Consider the following 26,568-nt stretch of genomic DNA (forward strand, 5'->3'; position numbering starts at 1 on the left):
TTTATCTGATGGGCTTAAACGTTTGTAACTGAGTTTTTTCTTGTCGCCATTGTCTCGGCGATTTTCCCGTCCAACGGCGAAAGTGGCGGCTGAAGACCGCAGTTTCTGCATAGCCCAGTTGCAACGCGATATCGGTAATACTCTGAATATTCTCATGCAATCGCTGTTCGGCGAAATCCTGACGCACTTGCTGTAAAAGCTGCCGATAATTTGTGCCCTGTTGTTTCAGCTTGTTTTGCAGCATTCTCGGATGCAGGTCCAATGCTCTTGCAACGCGCTCAACGCTGCATTCTCCGGTTGAGAGCAGACGGCCAATCATGTTTGCTGCTTGGTCACTGAGATTGTTGGGGTAACGGGTTTGCAGCTCTTTGAGGTGCTGTTGAAAATGGCGCTCTAGTGCGTCTTCATCTTGGTGGTTCTTAGCGTTAAGTAGACTCGCTTTAAGTAGGATACCGTCAAACTTATCACCGAAACGCAGTTTGTTCTGCTGGGCAAATGCGCTCTGTTCTGCCTCGAAGCTGGCGTGTTGGTTGAGGTGTAAAGAGAAGTGGCTCGCTTCAATATCAAGTAAGCTCGTAACAAACATGGCTAAGTGCGACACACTCAACTGCATCAACTGCGCGATACCGCGTTCGCTGTGCACATCAATATTGAGCGACAACCGTACCCAATCATCTTGTGGCGTCATGTTGAGAGTGACTCCTGACGAATGCAGATAGAGAAAATCATTCACCCGCACCAAGGCTTCACCGACCGTTTCTGCGCGGGAAACCAACATCGGCAAATCACCTAAACTTTGCAGGTTTTGGCGCTCGGCGAGCAACGCACCAAACAGCGGTTGCTTACAACGAGCAGCCGCTTCCTCCAGCAATTCAGCCAGCCTAGGGTAGGCGAGATACGTATCGGGATTGCGAAACTGCGCCGCAGACAGCCCGACGGCAGCCATAATCTCAACCGGATTCTGCCCCAGTTCGGAAACCAAGCTATCAAATTTATCGGCAGCGCCACTTCGTACGATATACATGTCTCGATTTTTAAATGTTAACAGGTTGTAAATCGCAATGTATCAAATTTACTTCGCAAAAGGTCAAGTGAGTGTCAGTGAGTTGATCTAGGTTACATTTTGATAACAAAAACGCATGAATGAGAAGGTGTATGGAACTTATCAATAAAACGGCCATCGTGACTGGCGCTGCGGGTGGAATTGGGCAAGCTATTATTGCAAAGCTAAGAGAGCAAGGAGCCAAAGTGCTTGCTGTCGATATTTCAGAGCAATCACTGCAAATGTACGCAAGTTTTGGCCCTAAGCAGTTGGAAACCTTTGTTGCGGACGTCACCGATTACCAACAAGTCGAAGCCATGGTGAAGTACGCGGTCGAACTATTTGGCTCACTTGACATCATGGTCAACAACGCGGGCATCGGTGCACCGAAACCTCTGCTTGACCACGACCCAATTGCTGATTTTGAGCCGATCTCAAAGGTCAACCAAAATGGTGTCTACTACGGAATTCTCGCCGCTGGGCGACAATTCCAAGCGCAAGGCACGCCGGGCGTGATCCTCAATACTTCTTCTGTTTACGCACGAATGGCGTCTGAGATGACCTTTACCTACAACGTCAGTAAAGCCGCAGTCGATATGATGACCAAATGCGCCGCATTAGAACTCGCACCATTGGGTATTCGTGTTTGCGCTGTCGCTCCGGGACGCGTTGATACTCCGATGTTAAGGCAATACGAAGAGATTGGCCTGTGGGACCACATCCGCAAAGAACAGATGCGTCAAAACTTCACACAACCAGAAGAGATTGCTGATGTGGTGGCGTTTCTGGTCAGCGAGAAAGCCAACTGTATCAACGGTTGTACCATCAGCGCATCTGACGGTTTCGAGAATTTTAAGTACCCACTTATGGGATAGGCGAGTACGCCACATTACAGCAACAGCGAGGATGTAAGTTATGTCATTACCAGAAGTTATTCAGCACCAAGATTTCTTATTAACTCTTAATACCAATGAAGAGTCGATCATCAAAGACGCATTACCGGGTGTGGATGTTTATCCCCTGTTTCTTGATCCAGAAAACGGAACTTGGGTGATACGCGCCAAGTTCAAACCGGGCGTGACTTTACCTAAGCACTTCCACACTGGTGTGGTGCATTTCTATACACTGAGTGGCGCTTGGCACTACATTGAATACCCAAACCAAGTCCAAACCGCTGGTAGTTATTTGTATGAGCCAGGTGGTTCGATTCATACCTTTCACTGTCCAGAAGAGTCGGGTGGTGCAGATGGCTTTATGGTGATCCAAGGTGCGAACATTAACTTTGACGACGAGGGTAACTTCATCAACATCATGGATGCAGGTTGGATTGAGCAAGTTGTTATTGCAACAGCGAAAGCACAAGGCTTCACTGCGCGCTACATCAAACCGGGTGCGATTGCTGGCCTAAGCGATGAGCTAGCGGAGTAACCCCATGCAACAGATGAACAGTATCATAATGCAGGATGGTAGTGTCCGCCTGAAGCAAGTCGAAATCCCCAAACCTGCAGCGGGACAAGTGTTGGTTCGTAGTCTAGCTTGTGGCATTTGTGGCTCCGACCTTCACATTACTCGACACGCGGATGAGGTATTTGATGTATTCCACCAGCTCGGGTTGATGCCTGATGAAGCCGGTGAGCACGCTCAAGTGATGTTGGGGCATGAGTTCTGTGCGGAAATTATCGAATACGGTGCCGATACGCAGCAAACGTTGTCCGTTGGTAGCCGAGTCACCTCAGTGCCGATGTTGCTCAGCCAAAATGGCGCGGGCGTTGGTGTTACTCCGGGTACTTATGGCGCTTACTCTGAGTATTTCCTGCTTGATGAAGCGTTATTGCTACCTGTGCCAGACGGAATGCCGTCTGAGGCGGCGGCATTAACCGAACCACTAGCGGTCGGTTTGCACGCGGTCAACCGCAGTGAAATCGAAACGGAAGAAACAGCGCTGGTTGTCGGTTGCGGCCCTATAGGGCTGGCGGTGATTGCTGCACTGAAACAACGTGGCGTCAGCAATATTCTTGCGGTCGATCTTCAGGAAGAAAAGCTGCAACTTGCCAGCGAGTTTGGCGCAAATCGATTGATCAACCCGACCAAGGAAGACGAGATCGCCGTTGGTGAGCAGTACGCGATGAATTCACGCCTGGTCATTTATGAGTGTGTTGGCAAGCATACCTTGATTGACGATTTTCTGCGCCGCGCTCCTGCCCGAGCGCGAATCGTCATCTCGGGTATCCATACGACACCCGCAATCATTAACTACGCGTACGCGACGGTAAAAGAGCTCGATTTGAGATTCTCTTACTACTACCAACCGCACGAGTTTGAGCAATGCCTACAAGCGATTGCCGAACATAAGTTGCCTTGGCAGAAAATGCTCACCGCCAAAGTGGGAATCGATGGTGTCGAAGACGCATTTACAAAGTTAATGACGCCAAATGATCACATCAAAGTCGTTATCGAACCTTGGCGCAGCGGCGCGTTAGAAGTGATTTAACTCTTAGCCAGATTAAGCTAGCTAAAACCAATTTTAGTTTGGTGACAGCCCCAACCGTAGCAGCTAGGTTGGGGCTTTTTTGTTAGGCCTGTTCTGCGCATTCCTGTTGCAGAGCAGGGTAATCGGTGTAGCCTCGTTCGTTTCCGCCAAACAACGTTGAGCCATCGAGTTCTGCCAACGGATGGTGATGTTGCAAGCGAGAGACTAAGTCTGGGTTTGCTACGAATGGCCGTCCGAATGCGACAAGATCCGCGTAGCCTTTCTCTAACACTTCGTTTGCTCGTTGAGGATTGTAGCGACCTGCGACAATGATAGCGTTGCGAAAGCGCTTTCTAAGTTCGATTCGAAACGTCTCAGGAATCGTTGGTGCATCGGCCCAATCGGCCTCGGACAAGTGCAAGTAGGCAATGTCGCGCTCCTGTAGTTGCTTTGATGCTTCCAAGATTGTTGGCACGATATCTGGGCAGTCCATATCTTTAAACGTAATGAATGGTGCCAATCTCACTCCAACTCGATGCGCACCAACAGCGGCGATAACTGCATCCACTACTTCGATAAGAAAACGGATACGATTGTCTCGTGAACCGCCGTAGTTGTCTGTTCGATGGTTTGAATTGGTTCTTAAGAACTGATCGATCAGATACCCATTCCCGCCGTGGATTTCCACACCATCAAAACCCGATTCAATGGCGCGTTTGGCTGCGTTCGCGAAATCACCGACAACTCGGTTGATATCCGCTTGTGTCATGGCGCGAGGCTCAACACAATCGACCATATTGCCGTTGCCTTGTTCATCTGCAATCCAAACTTGCGTCTCTACCGGAGCGAGCGCAGATGGCGCGATAGGCTGTTCACCATTTTGGAATGTTGGGTGAGACACTCTGCCCACATGCCATAGCTGACAAAACATCGCTGCGCCTTGTGATTTGACCGCTTGGGTCACACCCTGCCAGCCCGCCACTTGCGCATCGGTGTAAACGCCAGGGGTGAACGAGTAGCCTTGAGAATCGTCCGAAATTTGTGTGGCTTCGGAAATGATCAGCCCGGCAGAAGCGCGCTGTTGATAATACGTTGCCATCATCTCATTCGGGATGTTGCCCGGCTGAGTGGTGCGTGCGCGAGTCATTGGTGCCATGACAATACGGTTTTGTAGTGACAACGCTTTCAGTTGAGCTGGTTCAAACAGCTTATTTGTTCTTTGTTTCATGATGCGCTCCTTAGATAAGTACTGGCACGTTGGTCGCTTTACGAGCGGTTGCCATCCAGTGAAGTACGGCTGGATCCCATTGCACTTCGGGCGCACTGAAAAAACCGCGTAGAATAGAGAACATAATGGCTTGATCAACCAGTGACGTTTGCTTTTCTGAACTTAGGTTGAGCAAGGGTTTAGTTTGTTCTATCAAAGCGGCAACTTCTTTCGCAATCGCAGGTGTATCGTTAATCAAAGCTTCAAAATTTAACGCTTCGGTTTCTTTTTTTGCACGCCATGCTTGTTTAGCGGTTTCTGTTGCAAATTCCGGTAATGTCATGTTTGACCAACGCGGATACCCGACTTTTTGTAGCGGTAAAAACGCTTGTTTTTGCCAGTCTAAAACCGGTGTTGAGGGTTGGCTGCTTTCGTTGGAAGATGATAATTCAAGGAAGTAGTTGATGATGTCTAAGCTTTCCGCCATGGCTTCACCATCGTCTTTGATCAAAAGAGGAACTTGTTTTGCGCCGATGATGTTTGTGGTGGTGCTCTCGTCGTCATACGCAATGTTGATGACGTCGAGCTGAATATTCAGCATGCCTGCAACAAAACGGACGCGGGCGCTAAAGGGGCAATGTTCATAAATGTACAGTTTCATTTTTTGTTTCCTATCTCTGGCTGGGCAGGGCGTGTTGTTGTGCGTTGAACAGCGTTACGGCGTTTAACTTTTCCCTGCCACATAACGTTCTGGGTCTAAACAATGTCGATAGGGCCAGTATATGGATTCGACTTAATTTGATAATTGGGTAATATCTGAATTGATTATTCAGTTTTTCTAAACAATAAGGGCGCGAAGATGGATAAGTTTTCGGATATGACGTTGTTTGTCAGCATCGTTAAACATCAAGGTCTGGCAGCGGCGGGAAGGGAGCTAGGTTTATCTCCGGCGACGGTAACGGCAAGGCTGCAAGCGATAGAAGAACGCTATGGCGTAAAGCTGCTCAACCGAAGTACCCGCCATGTATCACTCACGGACGCCGGGGCAATGTACCATCAAGCTTGTCTGAACATCATTGATAGCGTGAAAGAGACGGAAAACTTGCTGCAAACGGGTATTTCGCAAGTGCGCGGAACGTTGAAAATTTCAGCTCCACGAGATATTGGCAAACAAATTATTTCGCCGATGGTGTCGGCTTTTTCTGAGCAATATCCGGATGTGACACCTTATCTTTATCTTAATGACAATTTATCAAACTTGGCTGAATCGGGGCTCGATTTGGTGATTCGTTACGGTGAGTTAGCGGACAGCAATCTCATCTCGCGCAAGCTGGCATCGAGTCAACGCGTACTGTGCGCGTCACCTGATTATTTGGCGAAGCAAGGTGTCCCAAACTGTCCTCAAGATCTCGCGGACCATCGCTGCTTAGCCATGGTGCGCAGCAATGAAGAATTAAAAACGTGGCACTTTAAAGATGAAGAGTCTCACCAAACGATCACGGTCACGCCAAAGCGATTTTCTGATGATGGTGAAGTGATTCGACAATGGGCGTTGGACGGTGCGGGGATTGCGTTGAAATCGATTTTAGATATTCAGCAAGACCTCAAAAAACAACGTTTAGTAACGGTTTTGGATGGGTATATGAAAAACTTCAGCGCCTTTTCGCAAGGCGCTGAAGCGGATCTACATGTCATTTATCAAAGCCGCCAATATCAACCGAAAAGAGTTCGCCTGTTTTTGGACTTTCTAATTGAGCAATTTAGCGCGCTGAGTGATACCAGCAATCAGATCTAGATGCGATTCCGAGGTTTCTCGGCGGTGGCGATAAATCCCGACGGTGCCAGGGTTTGGTTCGTTTTCCATGGTTAAGCATCGTAAGCCAAAGGATTCCAAATACGGTTTGAGGTGGCCGGTATAAGACATCACCGCGACGCTTTCTTTCAGTACATCAATGCTGGCGAGCAGAGAATCCACTTCGTAAGTCGGTCTGTCATCCAGTTGCTGCCTTTCGCGTTCATTTTGCTTCGGGATTGGGTTATCGATGACGTGAGCGAATTTCTTAGCGTCATAAGTGACCGAAAGAGCGGGGTATTCGTGCAGCATATCTTCGGTGACGGTTTTCCCTAGAAGTGGGTGGTTTGGGGAAACAAAATAGGCATCAACCGTTTGAAATAGTGGAATAAACGTAACATCGCATTTAGACGACAAGCCGACAATCTCGTGGCCGATGAAGAATTCAATCTGTTCGTTGATTAATGAATCCATCAAGCCTAAGTGGTTGCCAAATTCGACGTGCGTAGATGCTGATGGCTGCTCGGTCAGATGTTCATTGATTGCTTGTTTGACGAACAGCGGCCACCACGCATCGCCAGTACCCATTTTAATTTTTCCGACTTGGTACTGTTTCCGTTCATCAATGCTTTGCATCATTTGGTTGTATTCATGCTGCATCGCGTTGCTATGGCGATAGAGGATGCGTCCGTATTCGGTCAACACCATGCCATTAGGGTGACGTTCAAACAGCGTCACGCCGAGATTCTCTTCCAGCTTCTTTAAATTGCTTGTTACCGTTGGCTGGCTTAACCCTGCCATTCTTGCCGCAGCGCTGATGCTTTGGCAGCGTGCAACCAGTAAAAATTGCTGCAGAGATTTGTCCATTTTCTTTCCCCTCTAAGAACGAGGGGTATTTTGCACAATTTCATTTATAAATCACAAATCTGTAATCTCATTTGATTGAAATTATGCGCATTTCATAGATCTACATCACTGTTGGGGTTTGGCGTATAGATGTTATCTATAGCTCGCTCCTGACTTCCTATTTTCCCCTCAAAAGGGTGTTCTTTAGACTGTCGCCAAAACAACAATCTAAGGGATGAACATGAAACCGAGTTTTATTGCGCTTGCTGTCGCGTCTTGTATTGGTCTTGCTGGATGTGGATCAGATTCCTCTGATGCGCCTGTGCCGGTCGACAAACCAATTATTTCAGCCGACTTATATTTACGTGGTTTAAATGGGGATTGGGGCACGGCAGAGCATGCCAAGCTAAACTATTTGGGTAATAACGAGTACGAAACCGTACTGCGCGTCGCTCGAGGTAGCAATCAGTTCAAGATTGCTGATCCGGGTTGGCAGATCCAATACACCTATTTTGAGGAGCCCGCGGCGTTCGACAAAGCTCAGGAGTACCTGCCTAAACCAGACACGAATGACGCGTGTATGAACGATGATTGCAACTCTGAGATCACGTTTGAAGACAAAGGGTATTACAAGTTTTCTGTGAGCTTTGCCGATGAAAGTCGCGCGACAATGACTGTGACGAAAGCAACGCAAGAAGAAGCGGAAAAATACTACTCTGATGCGATTCTCGACCCTGCAATGGTGCATGAAGGGCATCAGAATAAAGAAGTGAAACTGTTCGCCAATTACGATGACTCGAGTGATACCGTGATTTTTTCGGTGAAAGATCCTAAAGCTGAGCTGCGTGAATTTGGTATTTCAACGACGACAGAATTGCGTGATGCGCTCGACCAAGGCTTAGTGATTAATGAACAAACAGGGCCGCGAGTGGTGTCGGGTGATGTCGCGTTTGACGCGTTGTTTGCGTTGACGATGAAAGAGCTAGACCAGCTTGCCGTTTCTGAAATCAAAGACGGCAATTACAACTACAACAACCCAATCAAAGCGGAAGTTTTTGAGACGGGCGCGAAGTGGCATTACGTATGGACGCGTGATTTGGCGTACGCAGCAGACCTTTCGCTTGCATTGATGAATCCAACTCGGGTGCAAAATGGTTTGAATTTCAAATTGTCTGCTTTCCGCGACACGACCGATCAGCAATACGATGGCGAGCAGATTGTGCAAGACACGGGCACGGGCGGCAGCTGGCCAATCAGTACCGACCGCACGACTTGGGCGCTTGGTGCAGAACGCTTACTTTCGGCATTGGATGGGGAAGAGTACAACCAGTTTGCAGAGCGCGCATATAAAGCGATCAGTAATACACTTGAAGCCGATCGCTTGGCGGCTTTTGATGCGAAATCTGGTTTATACACTGGTGAGCAATCATTCCTTGATTGGCGTGAGCAAACTTACTCAACGTGGACGCCAAACGATGTAAATGCGATTGGTAGCAGCAAAGCGTTATCGACAAACGTGGTTCACTACCGCGCGATTCATCTCGCGGCTAAGTTGGCAGAGAAGTACGACTCAACCAGCGCGGTCAAATACACCGATTGGGCTGAGCAGTTAAAAACCGCTATCAACGAGCAGTTTTGGAATGCCGAACGCGGTATGTACGTAAGCTATTTGTTTGACAATGGCAAAGACATCGCGGTCGACAAATACGACATGTTGGGCGAAGCACTTGCGATCATCAGTGGCGTGGCAAGTGATGCGCAGGCGAAACAAATCATGGCCAATTACCCACACAGTGAGTTTGGCGTGCCGGTTTACTTCCCTCAACAACCGGATGTGCCTGTGTACCATAACCGCGCAATTTGGCCATTTGTTACCGCGTACAGCTTGCGCGCCGCGCATCAAACACAGAACGTGGCTGCGGCGAACAATGCGATTCAATCGTTGGTTCGTGGCACGGCAACTAATTTATCCAACATGGAAAACTTAGAGTGGCTTTCTGGTAAGTCATTCATCATCCATAGTGATCATGGTGAAGATCCAAGCATGGATGGCCCAGTGATTAACTCTCAGCGTCAGCTTTGGTCTGTGGGTGGCTACTTGAACATGGTGGTAGAGACCCTATTCGGCGTTCATACCGAAACGGGTAAGTTGGAAGTGCAGCCATTTATCACAAGTTGGGTGCGCAATAACTTGTTGGCTCAGTCTGAACAAATCACTTTGGAAAACTTTGCCTTCAAAGGAAAGAACTACTCGGTAACGATTGACTTGCCTGAAGTAAGCAAAGATGAAACAGGTTACTACCCAGTTGAGAATGTCACGATGGACGAAGAGGGGCATTTCCACGTGACATTAGGCGCGCTTGTGAATGTAGATAGCAGCATTACTTTAGTTTCTGATGTGAAACCGTATGTGAGTAAAGACAGCCGTGTTTATTCTCCGCAAGAGCCGACATTGGTGGTAAAAAGCGTTGATAATTCGGTTTCGATTGACGTGACGAGCAAGTACAACGTGAACTTGTATCGCAATGGCGAGCTGATTCAAAAGAACGTGATTGCTCAATCTTATTCCGATACGCCAACAGGTTTTGCTTGTTATTTGGCTGAAAGCATTAACGATAAAGGCTTCCGTTCTAACCCAAGCCAGCCGGTTTGTGTCGGTGAAGAGATCCGCATCAAACTTGATGGCGAATATCAGCCACTCAAAGACAATGTCTCAGTGGTTACGGTGCGCAAAGACAGTGGTATCGTAAAAGGTGCAGAGTCGTTTACAGCTCCTTTAACGGGCACTTACCAGTTCGATGCTTGGTACAACAATAACCTAGGGCAACTTAATACTGGCATCACGAACACCGTGAAATTGTTAGAGGTATTGGATGATGCAGGTAAAGTGGTTGGTCAAGGTTACTTGCAGATGGGCCATATTGGTGAAAACCAAGGTATGCGTTACTCAACGCCAATTGAGGTGACGTTGGAGCAGGGAAAAACCTATCAGGTCGCGCTGAAGGACCACTTCAATATGAGTTACCTCAAATCGAATGAAACCTACATCTACGCAGGTGGTATTGAGGGTGAAAAGAACGAAGCGCAAATCGCAGATATTCGAATCACACCTTTAATGTAGGCTGTTTTAACAAAGCTGCGTTCTAAGAAAAACAAAGCCGCTGAGATTATCAGCGGCTTTGTTGTATTTGCTATCGGGGGCCGTTTACAGGTTAGTTTGCCGCCTGCGGACGAGGTTTACGGCGCTGACCTGACGGTTTGTTTCCTGCAGGTTTAGCATTGTTTGGCTTGCGGTTACCTGACGGTTTACCAGCGTTGCCACTCTTATTACCGTTTGGTTTATTTCCATTCGGCTTATTGCCATTTGGCTTGTTGCCGTTAGGTTTGCGGTCATCTGGTTTACTGTTTGCACGACCTTGGCCTTCACGGTTGCCTTTAGGCTTGCCCGCACCGCCTTGGTTGGTGCTGTTTTTGTTGCCGTTGTTACCACCGTTGAAGCGACGTTTAGGTTTGTTTGCACCATTGCCTGCTTTCTTTTCGGCTGCTGGGGCGTTTTCACTTGCAGCATTTGGCGCTTTTGGTTTTTTCGGCTTCTTAGGTTTTTTCGGTTTGATTGGGCGCGTATCCAGTTTAGATTCTGGCACCACATTGGTTGGCGCAAAACCTTCCAACTCTTTACGTGGTAGTACTTCTTGAATCAAACGTTCAATCGCAAACAACTCAGATGCTTCTAGCGCACACACCAGTGAAATCGCTTTACCTACTTCGCCCGCGCGGCCAGTACGACCAATACGGTGAACGTAGTCTTCTGCCACTTTAGGTAGCTCAAAGTTCACCACTTGCGGCAATTGAGGAATATCGATACCGCGCGCAGCAATGTCCGTCGCGACCAACACACGAATTTCACCCGATTTAAAATCCGCCAGTGCTTTGGTACGCGCGCCTTGGCTCTTGTTGCCGTGGATGGCAGCAGCCGGTAGGTTTTGTTCGATAAGGAACTTCGTCAGACGGTTTGCGCCGTGTTTCGTTTTCGTAAACACCAGCACTTGCTTCCAATCGCCGTCTTTGATCAATTTAACCAACATCGGTGCTTTCTTTTTCACGTCTGCTGGGTAGATGCTTTGCTCAACCGTTCTCGCCGTCGAGTTTGCCGGGTTCACTGAAATCTCAACCGGGTTGTTCACCAAGCCTTTCGCAAGGTCACGGATTTCATCCGAGAAAGTCGCCGAGAAAAGTAGGTTCTGACGCTGTTTTGGTAGCAGAGCTAGGATCTTACGAATGTCACGGATAAAGCCCATATCCAACATACGGTCTGCTTCATCGAGCACTAGCACTTCCAGTTGGTCGAACTTCACCGCATTTTGGTTGTACAAATCCATCAGGCGCCCTGGTGTCGCGACCAACACATCCGCACCTTTGCGAAGACGCTGCATTTGCGGGTTGATCTTCACACCACCAAAAACAACCGCACTGCTTAGTGGAAGATGACGGCCGTACATAAATACGTTTTCTTGCACCTGAGCTGCAAGCTCACGTGTTGGCGTTAGGATCAGTGCTCGAACTTGGTTAGCACGAACGCGAGGGCCGTTCGATAAACGCTCAAGAATCGGTAGCGTAAAGCCTGCAGTTTTACCTGTACCAGTCTGCGCTGCTGCCATTACGTCTTTCCCTTCCAAAATAGCAGGAATTGCTTTTGCCTGAATTGGCGAAGGGGTGTCGTAGCCTTTCTCTTGAATAGCTTTAAGGATTGGAGCAGATAGACCTAACGAGGTAAAACCCATATGTATGATTCTCAATTGTAGAGTTAGATAACAACGCGCCGAAAACAAATCGGTGCGAAAAGTGCGACATTCTGAGGCTTTTACGCGCAGGCTTCAACTAATTCCGTCATGGATAAATATTTGAACTGGATCTCATTTCTTTTTGGCAGGCAAAACTGATAACTGGTTTGGTCGATCGATTGAATGGTTTTACGTTGGCGATGCCCATTCTTACATCGCTATCACGGTATGCAGTTTTAGTTTATCAAATGCTGTTCGGAGTGTGGGGGAGGCTTGCTCCTTTCATTACTCCGCTTTTGCATGCGTTAAAAACGCACTCGTCAATTGCTGAAAGAGCGAATCTACCGATGGGCGGTCGGATACATGATGGAAGAGCGGTGTGTGGACATCACCACGAATATCATCGCTGTGACCGCAAAGCTGATTACACATTCGTACTGGTTCGACAATCTTCTCGACGTCGGCATCAATCAGAATGCATGCTTGTGATAACACCACTTGCCCACCGCCTTTTTTCAGTAAAACGCGCTGCGCGGTTCCCACGACTTTTTGCCCGCCAATGTTGAGGTTGTACTCGCCATCGCAGTAGGAATAAGGCGTAGCATGAACATCCACTTTCACGCCGAGCTGTTTAAAGAAAACCGTTAATATCGCACATAAATCGAGATACGCTTTTTTGATGCTGTAAGGCTCGCCTTCTGGCCAGTGGTAAATGTGGGATAGATTGATAATACCTGGCACCTGAGGGACTGGGGCACCACCGGTTTTACGAGAAAAGAGCTTCCAGCCAGACGTATTTAACGCATGTTCTAACTCATTAGACACTGGCCATTTCTTACCCGCGGGAAGCACGAGCGTTGGGTTTTTTACTTGCCAAAGCAATAGCACTTGCGAGAGTTGGTTGGACTGAACTTGTTTAATGAGCTCATCTTCTTTGTCAAATGCATCAGCGACTTCCGTAGCTGTATAGCGAATTAGCTTATTTTTAGCAACCAAACTCTATCCCTCGCGGCTATTTAATCATTACTGTTGTATCTCAGATACAGCTTTATTGCTAGGTCTGTGATTATTAGGTTTTTGCTCGCTAGCTGCATGATCACCTTTTGAGTCTTTTCCGTTGTCCATTAATTCTGCTTGAACACGCGATAAAAAGTTTTTGCTAGTCATCACATCAGCCATTCATAAAATCTGCCATCTATGAAAAATTTTGGCGATATAAGTATGAAAAAGCGAGTGATGACTCTCGCGTTAGCGGCATCATTAACGGGATGTGTGACGTTCCCAACTCAAGAATCTGAGCAAGTACAGGTGCTTTGGGACAATGTGAATGCGATTGAAAACTGTGAACTAATGGGTACCGTGATCGGCTCAGAAGGACACTTTTACGACTACTGGCTTCACGCAGATAAAGACATGGTTTGGGGGACGCTAAACCAAATGCGCATCAAGGCGGCGGATTTAGGCGCAGATACCTTGTACTTGTATCAACCGTTGAGCTTTTCTACGTCAGTGACGATGTTTGCAAATGCTTACAAGTGCAAACAGTAGCGATTTTCTTGCTCATAATTGAAAGACAGGCGCTGCTCGCCTGTCTTTGATGCGTTCTACAAATACTGGCGACTTTGCGTTAATTGACGTTTGCTGTCGCCACCGCTGATGTATCAGAGAACGACAATGTAAAGTCTCGCTCGGTATTAAGCACTTTGGCTGGAAACTCTAAGCTCAACTGCGTATGTGGCGCGACTTCTGAAGCAATGCTAGTAACGAATTTTCGGGTTTCTCCAGGAGAGATCGATATGTCACTTCCACCTTGTGATGAGAGCTCAGCGATACCCATTGTTTCAAGTGTGTTACCTGCAGTATCCGCCAGGTGTAGTAAAGATTCTGACTTGTAGATTAATTCTCCACTTTCTGTGCGATATGCATTAAACGTGTTGAAATTTGGTTGTAATGATCCTTGTGAACCAATGTTAGTAACGGAAAATGTCACATTAGCGCCATCAAAGTTCTCGACTCTTACGAGTACGTTACCGTCTTGGTAACGAGCGGCTGCTGCCGCGGCTGCTTGTTGTTTCTGCCGCTGTTTCTCTTTTTCAATGTCGCTTAACTGTTTCTGCTCATTAGCGATTCGATTCTTTGCCATGGAGTACGACTGATCGACCATTGCTATTAAAGCGGGGATTGAATACAAAGTGAGGCCTTCCAAATGGTCAAAGTCGATTTTGGCATGTTGAGTACGTTTATGATTAGAAAATTGGCAGTAACCATCAATCAAACTGATGAAAGCCACTTCAAAAGTGCCCTGTAATCGGCTTACTTCCTGTGCTGCTTTCTCTAGATTTGAGCGGACTTTCCGAATCTCTTCCAAACTCTTTTGTGAAAGACGACCGTTTGGCGATACGTCGTTAGAAACCGAAACCAGTTCTTCGGTCACAAATGGATTGTTTTCGGCTGGAATCACCGTAGTTATACGGTTGGATTTGGTGATGTCTTCGCCCAATAAAACCATCATTTTTTGCGATGCGGCGGTTGTGTTGCCCGCTAATACGTCACTACAGTTTGGCGACGTATTGGCATACACGGCGAATGCGGTAAAAAGTGAAAGTGTAACGGACCAGCCGATGGTGACGAGTCCTGTCGTGGTTCGAGTATTCATCCTGATAACCCCTCGGTCATTTGGTGCGATTCACTGACGTAATTGCCAATCAAAAGATTGGCTCGCGACATTCAGAATGGTTCTGGTCAACCCTTCGTAGTGGGTATGCCCACAGATGCTTTTTTAGTCGTTTATCAACCGCTAAGCCACGATTGATAAAGTGTCTGAAATTGAGAGCATTAACGCTGCGAAGTTGATGTCTTTGACTGAAAGATAGACGTAACTTTTCCAACCATCAAATACGTGATTGAGTTCTCATTTTTATATGAGTGAGAGGTTCAAGAGAAAACAGGCACTTACTGTAGAGAGTTGATTTGAAGGAAAAATATAAATTTTTTTGGGGAACTTTTTTGATGCTGCCTTTGAGACTTTTTTGAATCTCAAAGGCAGGTTCTTACACTCGTGTTCAATTACAACGTGTTGAGGACATCCGCGAGTCGAGAGACAGCTGTCGTCAGTTCTTCTGGTGTAGCATTGGTAAAGTTAAGACGCAGAGCGGCTTTTACCTTTGAACCTTCTGGATAAAAGACCGGGCTCGGCACTACAGCAACCCAGTTTGCGAGAAGGTTTTTCGCCAGTTCGAAGGTGTCGCATTCTGGAATCTCGACCCAAACGAACATACCACCATCGACGGGTTTGAGTACGCAACTTTCTGGCAGCTGTTTTTGCAGTTCAGCAAACATGACATCGTAACGTGATTTGTAAAGCGCACAGATGGTTGAAATGTGCGTTTCGAAGTTGTCATGTTGCAGTAGACCATGCAGCAAAGCTTGCATAGGAATACTAGAGTGCAGATCGGCACCTTGTTTAATTTTGATGAGTGGCTCAAGGTAGCTGTTTTTGCCCGTAACTACACCAATACGCAAGCCTGGTGAAGCTATTTTGGAGAAAGAGCGCAATACGATGGAGTGCTGTGGGCAGAAGTCCGAAACTAGCGGCAGTGCTTCACCAGAAAAACGCAGCTCGCGGTATGGTGCGTCTTCAATGAATGCCACGTCGTATTGTATACAAAGCTCGGCAACTTTTTGGCGAGTCTCTAGCGCCCAGCACACGCCCGTTGGGTTGTGAAAATCGGGCACGGCATAGAACATTTTCGGTTGCTGTGTAGCAAAGCATTGTTCAAGTTCTTCAAGGTTTGGACCACACTCGGTTTGTGAAACAGTCACGATGTTGGCTTGCACTAGACCGAATACTTGCATAGCACCAAGGTAGCTCGGTGCTTCCATTACCACTTTATCGCCCGGATTCACGTACGCACGCGCAATCAAATCTAGCCCTTGCTGAGAGCCCGTTGTGATCATCGCCAAATGAGATTCTGGCAGCTGGTAATAATCGGTCAAAAAATTAAGTAGCGGTGCGTAGCCTGCTGTTGCGCCATATTGAAACACCTCTGGCATATTCGCGAGGTTTTCTAGCGTCGGTTTCATTAAGTCGATCGGGAAGGTTTTTTCGTCCGGTAAGCCACCTGCAAGAGAAATGACGTTCTTATCGCTTGCTGCTGCGAGGATCTCTCGGATGTAGGATGACTTAGTTTGTTGTAATGACTGTGCGATTTCCATGTGCTGTGCTTCTCGTAATTGTCTTTTTTTATGTCAGAAATAGTATAGGTAAATTGCCAAGCTTGGTGTGTCCATTTATGCTGTTAAATATGTCCATTTATGCTATTTAAGCGAAAGTTTACTCCGTGAGCCATCAACAAGTTTCCAGAATCAATGACGTGCTGTTTTACATTCACCAGGACATTAGCAGAGATTTATCGGCTAAAGAGCTAGCAGATGTAGCAGCCTATTCTGAACAGCACTTCCATCGTATTTTTAAAGATGTGGTAGGGGAGTCTGTCCATCAATATATCCGTCGAACAAGAATGGAATACGCCGCCAATCAACTGATGTTTGATACCAGCTCATCGGTGTTAGACATTGCTAACAAGTGCGGCTTTAGCTCGGTATCTTCTTTTAGCCGAGCGTTTAAAGCAACGTTCGCTATGTCTCCTGGCGCGTGGCGAAAGCATGATTTACAAGTCGCAGAAAAGCCGTATCTAAAAGATCCAGAAGTGGCTGCGGGTTATCATCGGGTTGCTAAACGCGAGTTGCCAGAACCTAAAATTATGGAGGTTCCACAACGCTTTGCGGCTTATGTGCGGCATGAGGGTTATAGCCGTTCCATTCGTAATGCGTGGCTGATTTTGAAGGCGTGGGCAAGCTCTGAGAATCGGGACTTTTCGGTTCAATACGGTTTGCATCACTCCAACCCCGCTTGGGTTGAGCTCGATAAGTGTCGCTATGTGGCTTGTATGGCGATTGATAAGCCGCTTAAAGTACGCGGTGTCGTGAATCAAATGACGATTCCGGGTGGTTTGCATGCTGTTTTTCGCTTAACAGGGGTATATGGAGAGCTTCTTCCTCAATTGAGTATGGTGTTAGAGAAGTGGTTGCCGAATTCAGGCTTTAAGCAGCGTTCTACTCCCGCTTATGTTCACTATCATAAAAACCATTTCCTTAGCCATGATGAGGCGTTTGAGCTGGACTTCTATCTGCCCATCAGTTTTTTCTAACTGGAGTATTTATTTACTATCCGTAAGGAAGAGAATGCTAAGCTCTATATGGTGATTTTTTACAAATAATTGAAAATTAAATGAACATCGATCATGTAAAGCTATTTGTCCGTTTGGCTTCGACACACAACATCAGCATGGCTGGTCAGGAGCTTGGACTTTCTCCTGCTGTCGCTAGTGCGCACATCAACAAACTTGAGGACAGCTTAGGAGTTCGTTTAGTTCATCGCACCACACGCAAAGTTTCCTTAACTGAAGAAGGGCAGGCTTTTTTACCTCACGCGGAGGAGGTCCTTGCAACAGTGGAGGCAGCAAGGGGAGCTGTTGGATCAGGGCAGAGTGCGCCAACGGGAGTATTACGTATAACCGCCTCTGCAACTTTTGGTCGCTTGCATATTGTGCCCGCATTAAAAGGTTTTATGGCGCGTTACCCAGGGTTAACCGTGGACTGCCGATTTTCTGATTCCATTATTGATCTGGTTGAGGGAGGTTTCGATGTCGCCATTCGTGTCGCTGAGTTGAAAGATTCTTCATTGGTCGCAAGAAAGCTTGCGCCAGATCGTCGTATTATCGTTGCATCACCAGATTATATTGAACAATTTGGGAGACCTAACAAGCCCCAAGACTTGACGAATCATCAATGTATTAACTTAGTTGGAATGAATAATTGGTCATTCAATACAAAAGATGGAATGGTCAATGTAAGAACTTCTGGTCGTTTTAAAACTGATAATGGTGATGCGATGAGAGACGCGACGGTAAACGGGTTAGGTATTTCTATCAACTCGGTTTGGAGTGTTTATCAAGAATTACAAAGTGGTCAGCTAGTGGAAGTACTCGAAGATCACCCTTTAGCGATGGATGCTGGGATTTGGGCTGTGTACCCAAGCTCTCGTTTAATTGCGCCTAAGGTGCGTGCCTTTATTGATTACTTTGCTGAATACTATGGCACGCCACCTTATTGGGAGTTTGCGGAAAAGTGATAACAAGTTTCACTTATCGAATACATTGTTTTTAAGGTCCGAATAAAAACGAACCTCAAGATAATTCTTAATTGTTATTAATAGAGTTTGCTTAAGATTAATTCAATAGTATCAATTATCTGCTGTGTTTTGCTTTGATCTAATGCATCAGGGTGTGGGGGCGCGAATGCTTCAATGTCATTATCGAAGTACATACCATGCGCTTGAGCAAACTCTTCTGATAGCGCAGCGCGAGTTAGAATATCTGCTCCTAAGCGGATATCACCACCAGCAACCCCATAAGCATCTTTAACCATCTTACTACCTAGGAATGATTTTGGGTTTACTGATACCAACATAGGGCCAGTGTTCTTAAGCTTTAGTCCGATTGCTCGTGACCACATCGTTAATGCCAATTTGCTTTGGGCATATGCTTCGCCATCTGACAATGGTTTGTTACCGAGTAAAGCGCTAGTGTTTACTGTTGTTTGTGCAGCTGAAGACAAATTAACCACACGACCCGTATCTCCGAGCAACGGCAATAGCTCTCTAGTGAGTAAGTAGGGAGCAATGGTGTTGACTGCGAAGCGTACATCAAGACCCTCTTTAGTTCTTGGATTTGGTGTTGCGTACACACCAGCATTGTTAATGATGACGTCTAAATGATTGAACCGTTCTGTTATCTCCATCACTATCTGTTTTACCGCATTGGGAGAGGATAAATCAGCAACAAGGCTTTCAACTTTACCACTTTTCATCTCCCTCAAACTTTGCTCAACTTGTTGAACTTTCTCTATATTCCGGCCATGAATTATTACGTGTTGTTCACGGTTAATTAACATTTTCGCGGTTTCTAAACCAATACCGTCAGTAGATCCAGTAACTAGAATTGTCTTTCGCATGATCGCTCTCATTGTTGAGGGTTAATATAGAACGATCATAGTGGCATCTTTTGCATTCGACTATTGAGACTAAAAAGAAAACACTTTCTAGGAAAAATTGAAAATAACTTTGTTGTTCTTTTTGTGGACGGTGCGACGAATTAACGTCTCATTAGATGCTACGGTTATACATGTGGTGCTCAAAAATTAGGCACTATTTTGTACTCAAATAATAGCCAAGAGGTCTCTATGTTAGGTGAAAATCACTCATTAACTCATGAATTCCCAGAACATTTGGATACCATTACTCAGCTTACCGAAAACGATGCATCATTTGCTGAAACCGTTAAAAACTACAATGCTTTAGATAAGGAAATCCGCGTACTAGAACTTCAAGGAAGCCCGATTGATGATCACGAAATGAACGTGTTAAAACATAACCGGGCTGAGCTCAAAGACTGGCTCCACTCGCGAATAATGGGTTCTTAGTGACGAAATGATCATCGGCTCGTAAATTGCGGGCCGATTTTAGTTCCAATGGACGATGCCAAGTGTGCAAACACTAGGATTGCTGAGCAGGAGCTTGGAGTGGCAGGTGGCCTGTTTTTACCCAAATGACCGTTTCTTGCTCTACAAAAGGAAAGTGCTCACTCATATGTGGACTGCGTATCCAAGAGTAGGGAGGATAGGTTCCTAGCTCGTCTTTAAATTCCCCCGATAACACAAAAATTTCTTCACCACCAAAGTGACGGTGTGGTTGAAACTTCTCACCTTTTGGCCATTTAACCAACGCGACATGTTCGTGCTCAAAATGATGCAGAGGCATGACTTGCAACCCACCGACACCACTCTGCCAGCTCGCTTGGTTTGTATTAATGCGAACTGTTTCAAGATCCTCAGATTCGAACTGATTTAGTTTAACTAAAATCACACAGCCTTCTTTGCTAAATGGTGCGTGTTGACTTCCTGGAGGGTTACGAAGGTAAGTGCCGGCAGGGTAGTCACCGTATTCGTCAGAGAATACCCCCTCGAGCACCAATATTTCTTCTCCTTGAGGGTGAGGATGAGTCGAAAACTGCGAATTTGGCTCGTACTTAACGACGCTGGTGGTATGCCCTGATTCTTTGGCTTCTCGTTCCAAAGGTTTGCGCCACACACCTTTGGAAGGGCTGGCGATCCATTCCTGTTGAGCAGTATCTATCACGATTCTTTTTGAAAAATCCATATTCAACATATTGAAATTCCGTTACTTATTTAATTACTAATTCTCATTAGTATACGTATAAAAAACATCAATTGATTCATTTGTTGATAGCCCAATTCATGGATTGAGTACGAACATGAAATCGGAGCCTAATTTAAATTTCTGCTTGTGTAATGAGAATTGTTATATTATAACATCGCAAAATTAAATGTTATAACATAACAAAAAGGAAAAAGTAGTGAATAAGAAATTGGTGTCTCTCGTGATCGGTAGCATTTTTGCATCCCCTGTTTTTGCCGACACACTATCGAACCCACAGATTGGTGTTGTTGTTGATGGCTACTACCAAGATGGCCAACGTCATAATTCTGAGCGCGAAGAAGGCTTTGGTCTAGGCCATACGGAATTAAACTTCTCATCAAATATCGACGACAAGTTTTACGGCGCATTGACCGCGGTTCTTGAAAGTCATGGTGATGAGACAGAATTAGAGCTTGAAGAGGCATTCATCGAAACTTTGGCATTGCCATATGGTGTAAACGTGCGCGCTGGCCGATTCCTATCTGACTTTGGTTACCTGAATAACCAACACATGCACACCGATAGCTTTGTTGAGCGTCCAATTGCTTATCGTACTTTCCTTGGCTCGCACTACTACGATGATGGTGTACGTGCAAACATCGTGTTGCCAACCGACCTTTACGTAAAATTTGGTGTAGAAGCGCTTAGTGGTAGCAAAATGTCTTCTGTCGAAGATGGTTCTGAAGTTGGCGTGTACACCACGACGCTGAAGCTTGGTAATGATTTCTCTGAATCTTCAAGTTGGCAGTTTGGTTTAAGTTACCTGCGTAACGAAAATGGCAAAGTTAAAGAATTCGAAGATCATGACCATGGTCATGGTCACGAAGAAGAACATGACCACAGCCACGCTGCGGCTGTAACGGGTGCGAACCTATACGGCGCAGATTTTGTGTGGAAGTGGGCACCAGATGGTAACTACAAATACAGCAACTTCACGCTATCGGCTGAATACATGCTGTTAGACGGTGTGGTAGACAGCAAATATAAAAACGATGCAGAGTCACCAGACAACTTAAGCGCTTACTATGTTTCGGGTGTTTATCGCTTCAACCCAAGCTGGTCAGCTGGTCTACGTTACGGCGAAGCAGAAAGCTACGATGGTCATGCACACGGCGACCACATGCATTTCACTGAGCTGAATGATAAAGAAATGGATGCGATGATCGCATGGGATTCTTCTCATTTCGGTACTATCCGTGCGCAATACACTCGCATTGATAACCAAGACAGTGAGACAGACAACGTGTTCACTCTGCAATACGTGATGACATTTGGAGCGCACGGTGCTCATGCGTTCTAAGCTGACATTAAATAAATGTAGTTTGGTGATGATGGCGGCAGGAGCTGCCATCATTGCTTCGCCTGCTTCGGCTCTAAACATTTTCGTTTGTGAGCCAGAATGGAAAGCCTTTCTTGAAAGCCACGCGCCAGATGCCAGTATTTATTCAGCGACAACGGCTAAGCAAGACCCACATTACGTACAAGCTCGTCCTTCTTTGATTGCGAAGATGCGCCAAGCGGACATGGCAATGTGTTCGGGCGCAGAGCTAGAGGTGGGGTGGTTACCTATGCTGCAAGTTCGTAGCAGCAATGCGGCGGTGCAAAATGGTGCGCCGAGCATGATCTACGCGACGGACTTCGTGCGCATGTTAGATACTCATGCTCACGTTGACCGTAGCATGGGAGATATACACGCTCACGGTAACCCACATGTTCAATTTGCGGCAAATGACATGATTCCATTATCTCGTAAAGTCACGGAGCGCCTAAAAGCGATTGATCCCGACAACGCACAAAGTTACCAAGTGAATGGTATGAAGTTTCGTGCTCATTGGCGTAAAAAGCTTAAAGAATGGAATGAGAAAGGGGCTGCTTTAAAAGGTAAGCAAGTTGTCGGTTATCACGCGACGTATCGTTATTTGTACGATTGGCTCGGAATGAAGCAGATTGCCGATCTCGAACCTAAACCGGGCATTTCACCGACCACATCTCACCTGCAATCGCTTACCAAGTTAGATGCTGACAGTTTTGATGCGGTTGTTTACTCCTCTCATCAGGATCAGCGTCCAGCGAACTGGTTGCAAGATCATACTGACAAACCTGTGATTCAACTGCCATTGACCGTTTCTGAGGGTGAAAGCTTGGATGAGATGTACGATCAGGTCATTGATGATTTACTGGATGTGTTAGTGCCGCCCGTTCCTGAGAAGATCTAAGTCATGGCGGATTATACATGGCTTTTACCTGCGGTTTTGTGTGGTTTAATTGCGTTAGTTGGCAACATCGTTCTGGGGCAACAAGTTCTTAATCGTCAGATCATCTTTATAGATTTGGCGGTGGCGCAAGTCGCGGCATTGGGGGCAGCACTAAGCCACTACTGGTTGAGCCAATACGCGCTGTTCTCAGGCTCATTCTTTGGCGAAATGATTGGCCCTTGGGTGATGTCTTTGATGCTTTGCGGTTTGATTGCCTTAATGGAGAAACGATACCAGCAACATTTAGAGCCCATGATTGGCAGCTTGTTTGTCGTGTCTGCATCGCTGGCGATCCTGCTGGTGAGTAAAGACCCACACGGCGGAGACTTTATTCAAGGCATTCTTAATGGGCAACTGTTATGGGCGACTTGGGCAGACGTTTGGCCTTTGGCACTCATTACCGCTGCGATGTTGCTATTGGTTTGGTTAAAACCTGCGTTTATGCGCGGTAGTGGTTTTTATCTGATCTTTGCTATTCTGATGCCCATTACGGTCAAGTTAACCGGTATTTATTTAGAATTTGCTTTGTTGGTGATTCCAGCGTTATGTGCGGCAGCATTGAAGGGAACTCGATTCTTTGTCGCCAGTATCAGCATCGGTATTGTTGGGATCTTATCGGGTATTGCCGCATCGGCTCGCTACGACTCACCAAGTGGCGCGAGTATTGTGATCACCCTGTTTATTACTGGCATGTTGTTTAATCTCTTGCTTCAGCCTTTTCTGGTGAAAATAACAAAACCAGCTTTTGTAAGAGATTAAGAGACAAGTAATATTGGTCTGATGACGTAGTACTTGAGTAATCAGACCAATACTTTTCTATCCAAGTCCTCCAATCGTGTAACTTTGCGCCTTCCAACACACTTTCTTACGTTGATCTTGCCATAGTCATCAAGTTGCCTTGATTAGTTCACATCCGACTCCCAGACTGTTTCTATAGTTTTTATAAGATATAAAAGACCCTGCGTATGAGAAGCGCAGCTGTAACGCGACTAGGCATAAAAACAAAAACGCTAGGGATACAAGCGAATTTGTAATCTCAACATTTAAGGAAGACCAAGATGAAACCGGAAAAAGTAGCAGTAGTCACTGGTGCGGCTCGTGGTATTGGCCAAGCGATTTGTGAGCAATTACTGGAGGATGGATTCCACGTAATCGGGCTAGACATATCGCCCGTGGAATGGAGTCAGTCGGCGCAGCTAAGCAGTTATCAAGTCAACTTGTGTGATGCCGAAGCCGTCAGTGAAGTAGTAGAAAGTGTTGTAGAGCAGCACGGAAGAATCGATGCTCTGGTTAACAACGCGGGCATCACTCGAGATGCATTGTTGCCAGATATGTTAGAGCAAGACTGGGACAGCGTGATCGACGTGAACCTAAAAGCGGTGTTCTTACTCACCCAACGTGTTGCTCCTGTCATGCTAGAGCAGGGCACAGGCAGTATTGTTAGCATTTCTTCTATAGTGGGAACGGATGGTAATATCGGCCAGAGCAACTACGGCGCAAGTAAAGGCGGCGTCATCTCAATGAGCAAAGGCTGGGCGAAAGAACTTTCAAGAAAGGGTGCACAGATACGCGTCAACTGTGTCGCGCCAGGCTTTATCGCCACCGACATGACCAAGAACCTGCCAGAGAAAGTTATTCAAATGATGGAAGGCAAAACCCCATTAGGGCGCATGGGCTCAGTTCAAGATATCGCCAATGGCGTCTCTTTCTTAACCTCAGACAAGAGCGCCTACATCACAGGCCAAGTGCTCAAGATTGACGGTGGGTTGGTATTATAGCACGCTAATCAAAACGTCAAATAACAAACGCCCTTTATTTATATGAAGGGCGTTTTTGTTTGAGGAACATTAATTGACCTGCTGGTATTTTTTTGCTCCTAAATGATTCAGTGGAATCAGTCAATATTACGTGATGGAAGGTATAATTGCTTACTTTTATTAGCGAAGAAACTGATTGTATTGAGTGTTTTGTAGCCACTTGTTTTCTGGTAGCTTACAGCTCTTATTAAAGCTGTTGTGCCAGTCACATCTAATTGACCAAACATACAAGGACGGAATTGTGAAGTATACGCCAAAGCCTATTCGACCTAGCAACCCATCTGCATTAGAGTTGGTTATTTATTACTACGAATGTCAAGCGGCCTGAATATCACGACAAAAAGAATAGTGTTGCGCTTAACAATGAATCTAAAGAAGCTTGCAAGCAGCGTATTGATGCTTTGGAAAAGGATTGGGCACACCTTCAGCATGAGCGAAAAAAGATCACTTCTCAGGTGATGCTACAGCAGGATCTTGAAACATGCCGTGCTGAAAACAAGTTGAAAGATGAAGATGAGTTGTTCGAGGAGGCTCATCATCCGACTCGTGTGCTGGCTCGTAATCTCACTGCAGTTGGTGAACCTAAGCCGAGTAGTATCCATGATCCACATCATATCATTCCGGGTAAAGGGCGGTTTCAGCAGGTTAGACTTGTTGTGACACGATTAGCCCTTCATGCTCACGGTATTGGAATCAATGACCCGTTGAATGGCGCTTGGCTAGCTCGCTATAAAAAGCACAAAGGTCACTGGGCAGGCAGTGAAGCACCAGCTCATCGAGAGATACATCGGTATAACTATGAATCATGGATTGTGAATACGTTTAGTTCTCCAATGCTGCCTGAGCAGGCAATGATTAGTCGCTTACAAAGAGTAAAGCACAAACTTCTGCATGGTGGATATCCGCAGAAAATTATTGAAAAGAAAGACACTAGCTGGAGCGGTCAATCATGAAAATCTACCAGTTAAAGCAACGCCCTGAGGAGTTTAAAACTCTAACTCTGGACATTATGAATCTTGCTAATCAGCTTGGTAATAAAAAGCTAGTAAGGCAACTCCGACTGCAGCCTTCTACTAATGAGCCTTTACTACCAATTTGGAAAGATGGTGTGGTTGGCGATTTTGAGGATGTTTTAGGAAAAAACTCTACGATGCCGGACATATCAACATGGTATAGCACATATTTAGCGCTAACTGCAGGTGCATGCGATAAGCTAGAATCGGTACTAGCGTCTGAGGGGGAGTTCTTGCCTATAAACGTTGGTGACGAAACCATATATGCTTTTAATTGCCTTAGTTTTGGCGCTGAAGATGAGTCTATGTGCCTTAAGAAATATACCGATGGCTTTGAAGATGGTCTGGAAACCATTGAATTTGATGAAGAGGATATCGAACCACGCTATGTATTCAAATCTCGCTTACAAGGCTGTACAGTGCTCTATGCTACAGAATCTTTCAAGCTTTTGTGCGAAGAGCATGGACTAGAAGGACTTAAGTTTGATGAAGATTTGCTGGATCCGTTTTAGTAGTTGACCAATGGGGTTAATGAATCCAGCCACTACACTAGAAATTTGCAATACCTAAGCTAATGTTAGTGGGTTAATCGGCTCGTGGTTGTTCACAGTAGAGCCAAATTAGAAGTTGCATTTATTGCTAGTTCTGTCTTTTCTTTAGTAACAGTAGAATATGAAATCATGCAGTCGAGGCGTCAGGTGGCGGGATTGCAAAGCAGTCTTTATCTCTAGTATCAAAGAGGACGGGGAGCCGCTTTTTACAGGCGACTATATCGAATACACTAATTAGCGCAGTTTTAATAAGCGTAATGAAAATGAGAAGCTGAGAAAGCCCGTGAAGAACTATTAAGTCGAGATTCCTTTCTAATATGTAGTGAGTGGGTTGATTTGGTCAACCGACAAAAGGATTTAGAACATCTATAATTATCCATTAAATGCTAATTTAGTAAAGCCTATAACTCAACTTTCCAAAAAAGTGTTTCGTTAGCTTGAATTAGAACAACAAAG

General features: G+C 46.0%; 26 protein-coding genes and 1 pseudogene. 16 read left to right on the plus strand and 11 right to left on the minus strand.

All coding sequences use genetic code 11. The features are described 5' to 3' along the window. Nucleotide 1: 1 nt before the first annotated feature. Complete coding sequence (locus R8O70_RS05645; protein ID WP_258624613.1) at nt 2–1,024, minus strand: helix-turn-helix domain-containing protein; 1,023 nt, start codon at nt 1,022–1,024, stop codon at nt 2–4. Nucleotides 1,025–1,155: 131 nt separating this feature from the next. On the opposite strand from R8O70_RS05645, the gene R8O70_RS05650 reads away from it, so the two are divergent. The 3 genes from R8O70_RS05650 to R8O70_RS05660 are packed head-to-tail and all read left to right on the plus strand — an operon-like array spanning nt 1,156 to nt 3,533. Further along, complete coding sequence (locus R8O70_RS05650; RefSeq protein WP_104980454.1) at nt 1,156–1,917, plus strand: SDR family NAD(P)-dependent oxidoreductase; 762 nt, start codon at nt 1,156–1,158, stop codon at nt 1,915–1,917. 40 nt (nt 1,918–1,957) lie between these two features. Further along, nucleotides 1,958–2,470, plus strand: a complete 513-nt coding sequence (locus R8O70_RS05655; RefSeq protein ID WP_053304588.1) for a 2,4'-dihydroxyacetophenone dioxygenase family protein — start codon at nt 1,958–1,960, stop codon at nt 2,468–2,470. 4 nt (nt 2,471–2,474) lie between these two features. Continuing rightward, nucleotides 2,475–3,533: a zinc-binding dehydrogenase gene (locus tag R8O70_RS05660; protein ID WP_064369391.1), complete on the plus strand. Its 1,059-nt coding sequence runs from the start codon at nt 2,475–2,477 to the stop codon at nt 3,531–3,533. 82 nt (nt 3,534–3,615) lie between these two features. Here R8O70_RS05660 and R8O70_RS05665 read toward each other — a convergent pair whose 3' ends face one another. Beyond that, nucleotides 3,616–4,740 (minus strand): alkene reductase, encoded by a 1,125-nt coding sequence (locus R8O70_RS05665; protein WP_258624610.1) that lies wholly within the window; start codon nt 4,738–4,740, stop codon nt 3,616–3,618. A 10-nt stretch (nt 4,741–4,750) separates the two neighbouring features. After that, nucleotides 4,751–5,380 (minus strand): glutaredoxin 2, encoded by a 630-nt coding sequence (gene grxB / locus R8O70_RS05670; RefSeq protein ID WP_045546253.1) that lies wholly within the window; start codon nt 5,378–5,380, stop codon nt 4,751–4,753. Between the two features lie 198 nt (nt 5,381–5,578). Between grxB and R8O70_RS05675 the strand changes: the two genes are divergently transcribed. Beyond that, nucleotides 5,579–6,514 carry a LysR family transcriptional regulator gene (locus R8O70_RS05675; RefSeq protein ID WP_258624608.1) on the plus strand — a complete coding sequence of 312 codons (936 nt, stop codon included), beginning with the start codon at nt 5,579–5,581 and terminating at the stop codon, nt 6,512–6,514. Here R8O70_RS05675 and R8O70_RS05680 read toward each other — a convergent pair. Beyond that, a complete protein-coding gene (locus R8O70_RS05680; RefSeq protein ID WP_258624606.1) occupies nt 6,467–7,378 on the minus strand; it encodes a LysR family transcriptional regulator in 912 nt (303 codons plus the stop codon). The genes R8O70_RS05675 and R8O70_RS05680 overlap by 48 nt on opposite strands. 220 nt (nt 7,379–7,598) lie before the next feature. On the opposite strand from R8O70_RS05680, the gene R8O70_RS05685 reads away from it, so the two are divergent. After that, complete coding sequence (locus tag R8O70_RS05685) at nt 7,599–10,478, plus strand: amylo-alpha-1,6-glucosidase (RefSeq protein WP_258624603.1); 2,880 nt, start codon at nt 7,599–7,601, stop codon at nt 10,476–10,478. Nucleotides 10,479–10,569: 91 nt separating this feature from the next. Here R8O70_RS05685 and R8O70_RS05690 read toward each other — a convergent pair whose 3' ends face one another. Then, a complete protein-coding gene (locus tag R8O70_RS05690; RefSeq protein WP_171345902.1) occupies nt 10,570–12,138 on the minus strand; it encodes a DEAD/DEAH box helicase in 1,569 nt (522 codons plus the stop codon). Nucleotides 12,139–12,286: 148 nt separating this feature from the next. On the opposite strand from R8O70_RS05690, the pseudogene R8O70_RS26475 reads away from it, so the two are divergent. Next, a pseudogene (locus tag R8O70_RS26475) lies at nt 12,287–12,364 on the plus strand (VOC family protein); the annotation flags it as partial. Between the two features lie 59 nt (nt 12,365–12,423). On the opposite strand, the gene R8O70_RS05695 reads toward R8O70_RS26475, so the two are convergent. Both R8O70_RS05695 and R8O70_RS05700 read right to left on the minus strand, forming a co-directional pair. After that, nucleotides 12,424–13,134: a biotin/lipoate A/B protein ligase family protein gene (locus R8O70_RS05695; protein WP_258624600.1), complete on the minus strand. Its 711-nt coding sequence runs from the start codon at nt 13,132–13,134 to the stop codon at nt 12,424–12,426. Nucleotides 13,135–13,161: 27 nt separating this feature from the next. Continuing rightward, nucleotides 13,162–13,317: a hypothetical protein gene (locus R8O70_RS05700; RefSeq protein ID WP_318184082.1), complete on the minus strand. Its 156-nt coding sequence runs from the start codon at nt 13,315–13,317 to the stop codon at nt 13,162–13,164. Nucleotides 13,318–13,359: 42 nt separating this feature from the next. Between R8O70_RS05700 and R8O70_RS05705 the strand changes: the two genes are divergently transcribed. After that, complete coding sequence (locus tag R8O70_RS05705) at nt 13,360–13,686, plus strand: DUF4156 domain-containing protein (protein WP_025767966.1); 327 nt, start codon at nt 13,360–13,362, stop codon at nt 13,684–13,686. 79 nt (nt 13,687–13,765) lie between these two features. Here R8O70_RS05705 and R8O70_RS05710 read toward each other — a convergent pair whose 3' ends face one another. Together R8O70_RS05710 and R8O70_RS05715 are read right to left on the minus strand one after the other, a co-directional pair. Beyond that, complete coding sequence (locus R8O70_RS05710) at nt 13,766–14,794, minus strand: hypothetical protein (RefSeq protein ID WP_256900376.1); 1,029 nt, start codon at nt 14,792–14,794, stop codon at nt 13,766–13,768. A 410-nt stretch (nt 14,795–15,204) separates the two neighbouring features. Then, a complete protein-coding gene (locus R8O70_RS05715; protein ID WP_206949421.1) occupies nt 15,205–16,353 on the minus strand; it encodes a PLP-dependent aminotransferase family protein in 1,149 nt (382 codons plus the stop codon). A gap of 125 nt (nt 16,354–16,478) precedes the next feature. Here R8O70_RS05715 and R8O70_RS05720 point away from each other — a divergent pair, with 125 nt between their 5' ends. Together R8O70_RS05720 and R8O70_RS05725 are read left to right on the plus strand one after the other, a co-directional pair. Then, the gene (locus R8O70_RS05720) at nt 16,479–17,348 is read left to right on the plus strand and encodes an AraC family transcriptional regulator (protein WP_005387011.1); all 870 of its coding nucleotides are present in this window, start codon (nt 16,479–16,481) and stop codon (nt 17,346–17,348) included. Between the two features lie 80 nt (nt 17,349–17,428). After that, the gene (locus R8O70_RS05725) at nt 17,429–18,331 is read left to right on the plus strand and encodes a LysR family transcriptional regulator (protein ID WP_017633593.1); all 903 of its coding nucleotides are present in this window, start codon (nt 17,429–17,431) and stop codon (nt 18,329–18,331) included. Nucleotides 18,332–18,408: 77 nt separating this feature from the next. Here R8O70_RS05725 and R8O70_RS05730 read toward each other — a convergent pair whose 3' ends face one another. Continuing rightward, nucleotides 18,409–19,212 carry an SDR family NAD(P)-dependent oxidoreductase gene (locus R8O70_RS05730; RefSeq protein WP_025767963.1) on the minus strand — a complete coding sequence of 268 codons (804 nt, stop codon included), beginning with the start codon at nt 19,210–19,212 and terminating at the stop codon, nt 18,409–18,411. Between the two features lie 228 nt (nt 19,213–19,440). On the opposite strand from R8O70_RS05730, the gene R8O70_RS05735 reads away from it, so the two are divergent. Then, nucleotides 19,441–19,680: a YdcH family protein gene (locus R8O70_RS05735; RefSeq protein WP_005373737.1), complete on the plus strand. Its 240-nt coding sequence runs from the start codon at nt 19,441–19,443 to the stop codon at nt 19,678–19,680. A gap of 73 nt (nt 19,681–19,753) precedes the next feature. On the opposite strand, the gene R8O70_RS05740 is transcribed toward R8O70_RS05735, so the two are convergent. Beyond that, nucleotides 19,754–20,425 carry a cupin domain-containing protein gene (locus R8O70_RS05740; protein WP_238967280.1) on the minus strand — a complete coding sequence of 224 codons (672 nt, stop codon included), beginning with the start codon at nt 20,423–20,425 and terminating at the stop codon, nt 19,754–19,756. A 208-nt stretch (nt 20,426–20,633) separates the two neighbouring features. Between R8O70_RS05740 and R8O70_RS05745 the strand changes: the two genes are divergently transcribed. The 6 genes from R8O70_RS05745 to R8O70_RS05770 all read left to right on the plus strand — a co-directional run bounded on the left by R8O70_RS05745 (nt 20,634) and on the right by R8O70_RS05770 (nt 26,073). Then, a complete protein-coding gene (locus R8O70_RS05745; RefSeq protein WP_033906343.1) occupies nt 20,634–21,776 on the plus strand; it encodes a hypothetical protein in 1,143 nt (380 codons plus the stop codon). Continuing rightward, the gene (locus tag R8O70_RS05750) at nt 21,766–22,692 is read left to right on the plus strand and encodes a metal ABC transporter solute-binding protein, Zn/Mn family (protein ID WP_033906344.1); all 927 of its coding nucleotides are present in this window, start codon (nt 21,766–21,768) and stop codon (nt 22,690–22,692) included. Before R8O70_RS05745 ends, R8O70_RS05750 begins: the two co-directional genes overlap by 11 nt. A gap of 3 nt (nt 22,693–22,695) precedes the next feature. Next, nucleotides 22,696–23,490: a metal ABC transporter permease gene (locus R8O70_RS05755; protein ID WP_033906345.1), complete on the plus strand. Its 795-nt coding sequence runs from the start codon at nt 22,696–22,698 to the stop codon at nt 23,488–23,490. 299 nt (nt 23,491–23,789) lie between these two features. Beyond that, complete coding sequence (fabG, locus tag R8O70_RS05760; RefSeq protein ID WP_017633598.1) at nt 23,790–24,509, plus strand: 3-oxoacyl-ACP reductase FabG; 720 nt, start codon at nt 23,790–23,792, stop codon at nt 24,507–24,509. Between the two features lie 440 nt (nt 24,510–24,949). Next, nucleotides 24,950–25,501: an AHH domain-containing protein gene (locus R8O70_RS05765; RefSeq protein WP_258645516.1), complete on the plus strand. Its 552-nt coding sequence runs from the start codon at nt 24,950–24,952 to the stop codon at nt 25,499–25,501. Beyond that, nucleotides 25,498–26,073 carry a hypothetical protein gene (locus R8O70_RS05770; protein ID WP_053349296.1) on the plus strand — a complete coding sequence of 192 codons (576 nt, stop codon included), beginning with the start codon at nt 25,498–25,500 and terminating at the stop codon, nt 26,071–26,073. Before R8O70_RS05765 ends, R8O70_RS05770 begins: the two co-directional genes overlap by 4 nt. The last annotated feature ends 495 nt before the right edge of the window (nt 26,074–26,568 follow it).

This window comes from Vibrio sp. 779(2023), assembly GCF_033344285.1.
GTDB lineage: Bacteria > Pseudomonadota > Gammaproteobacteria > Enterobacterales > Vibrionaceae > Vibrio > Vibrio alginolyticus.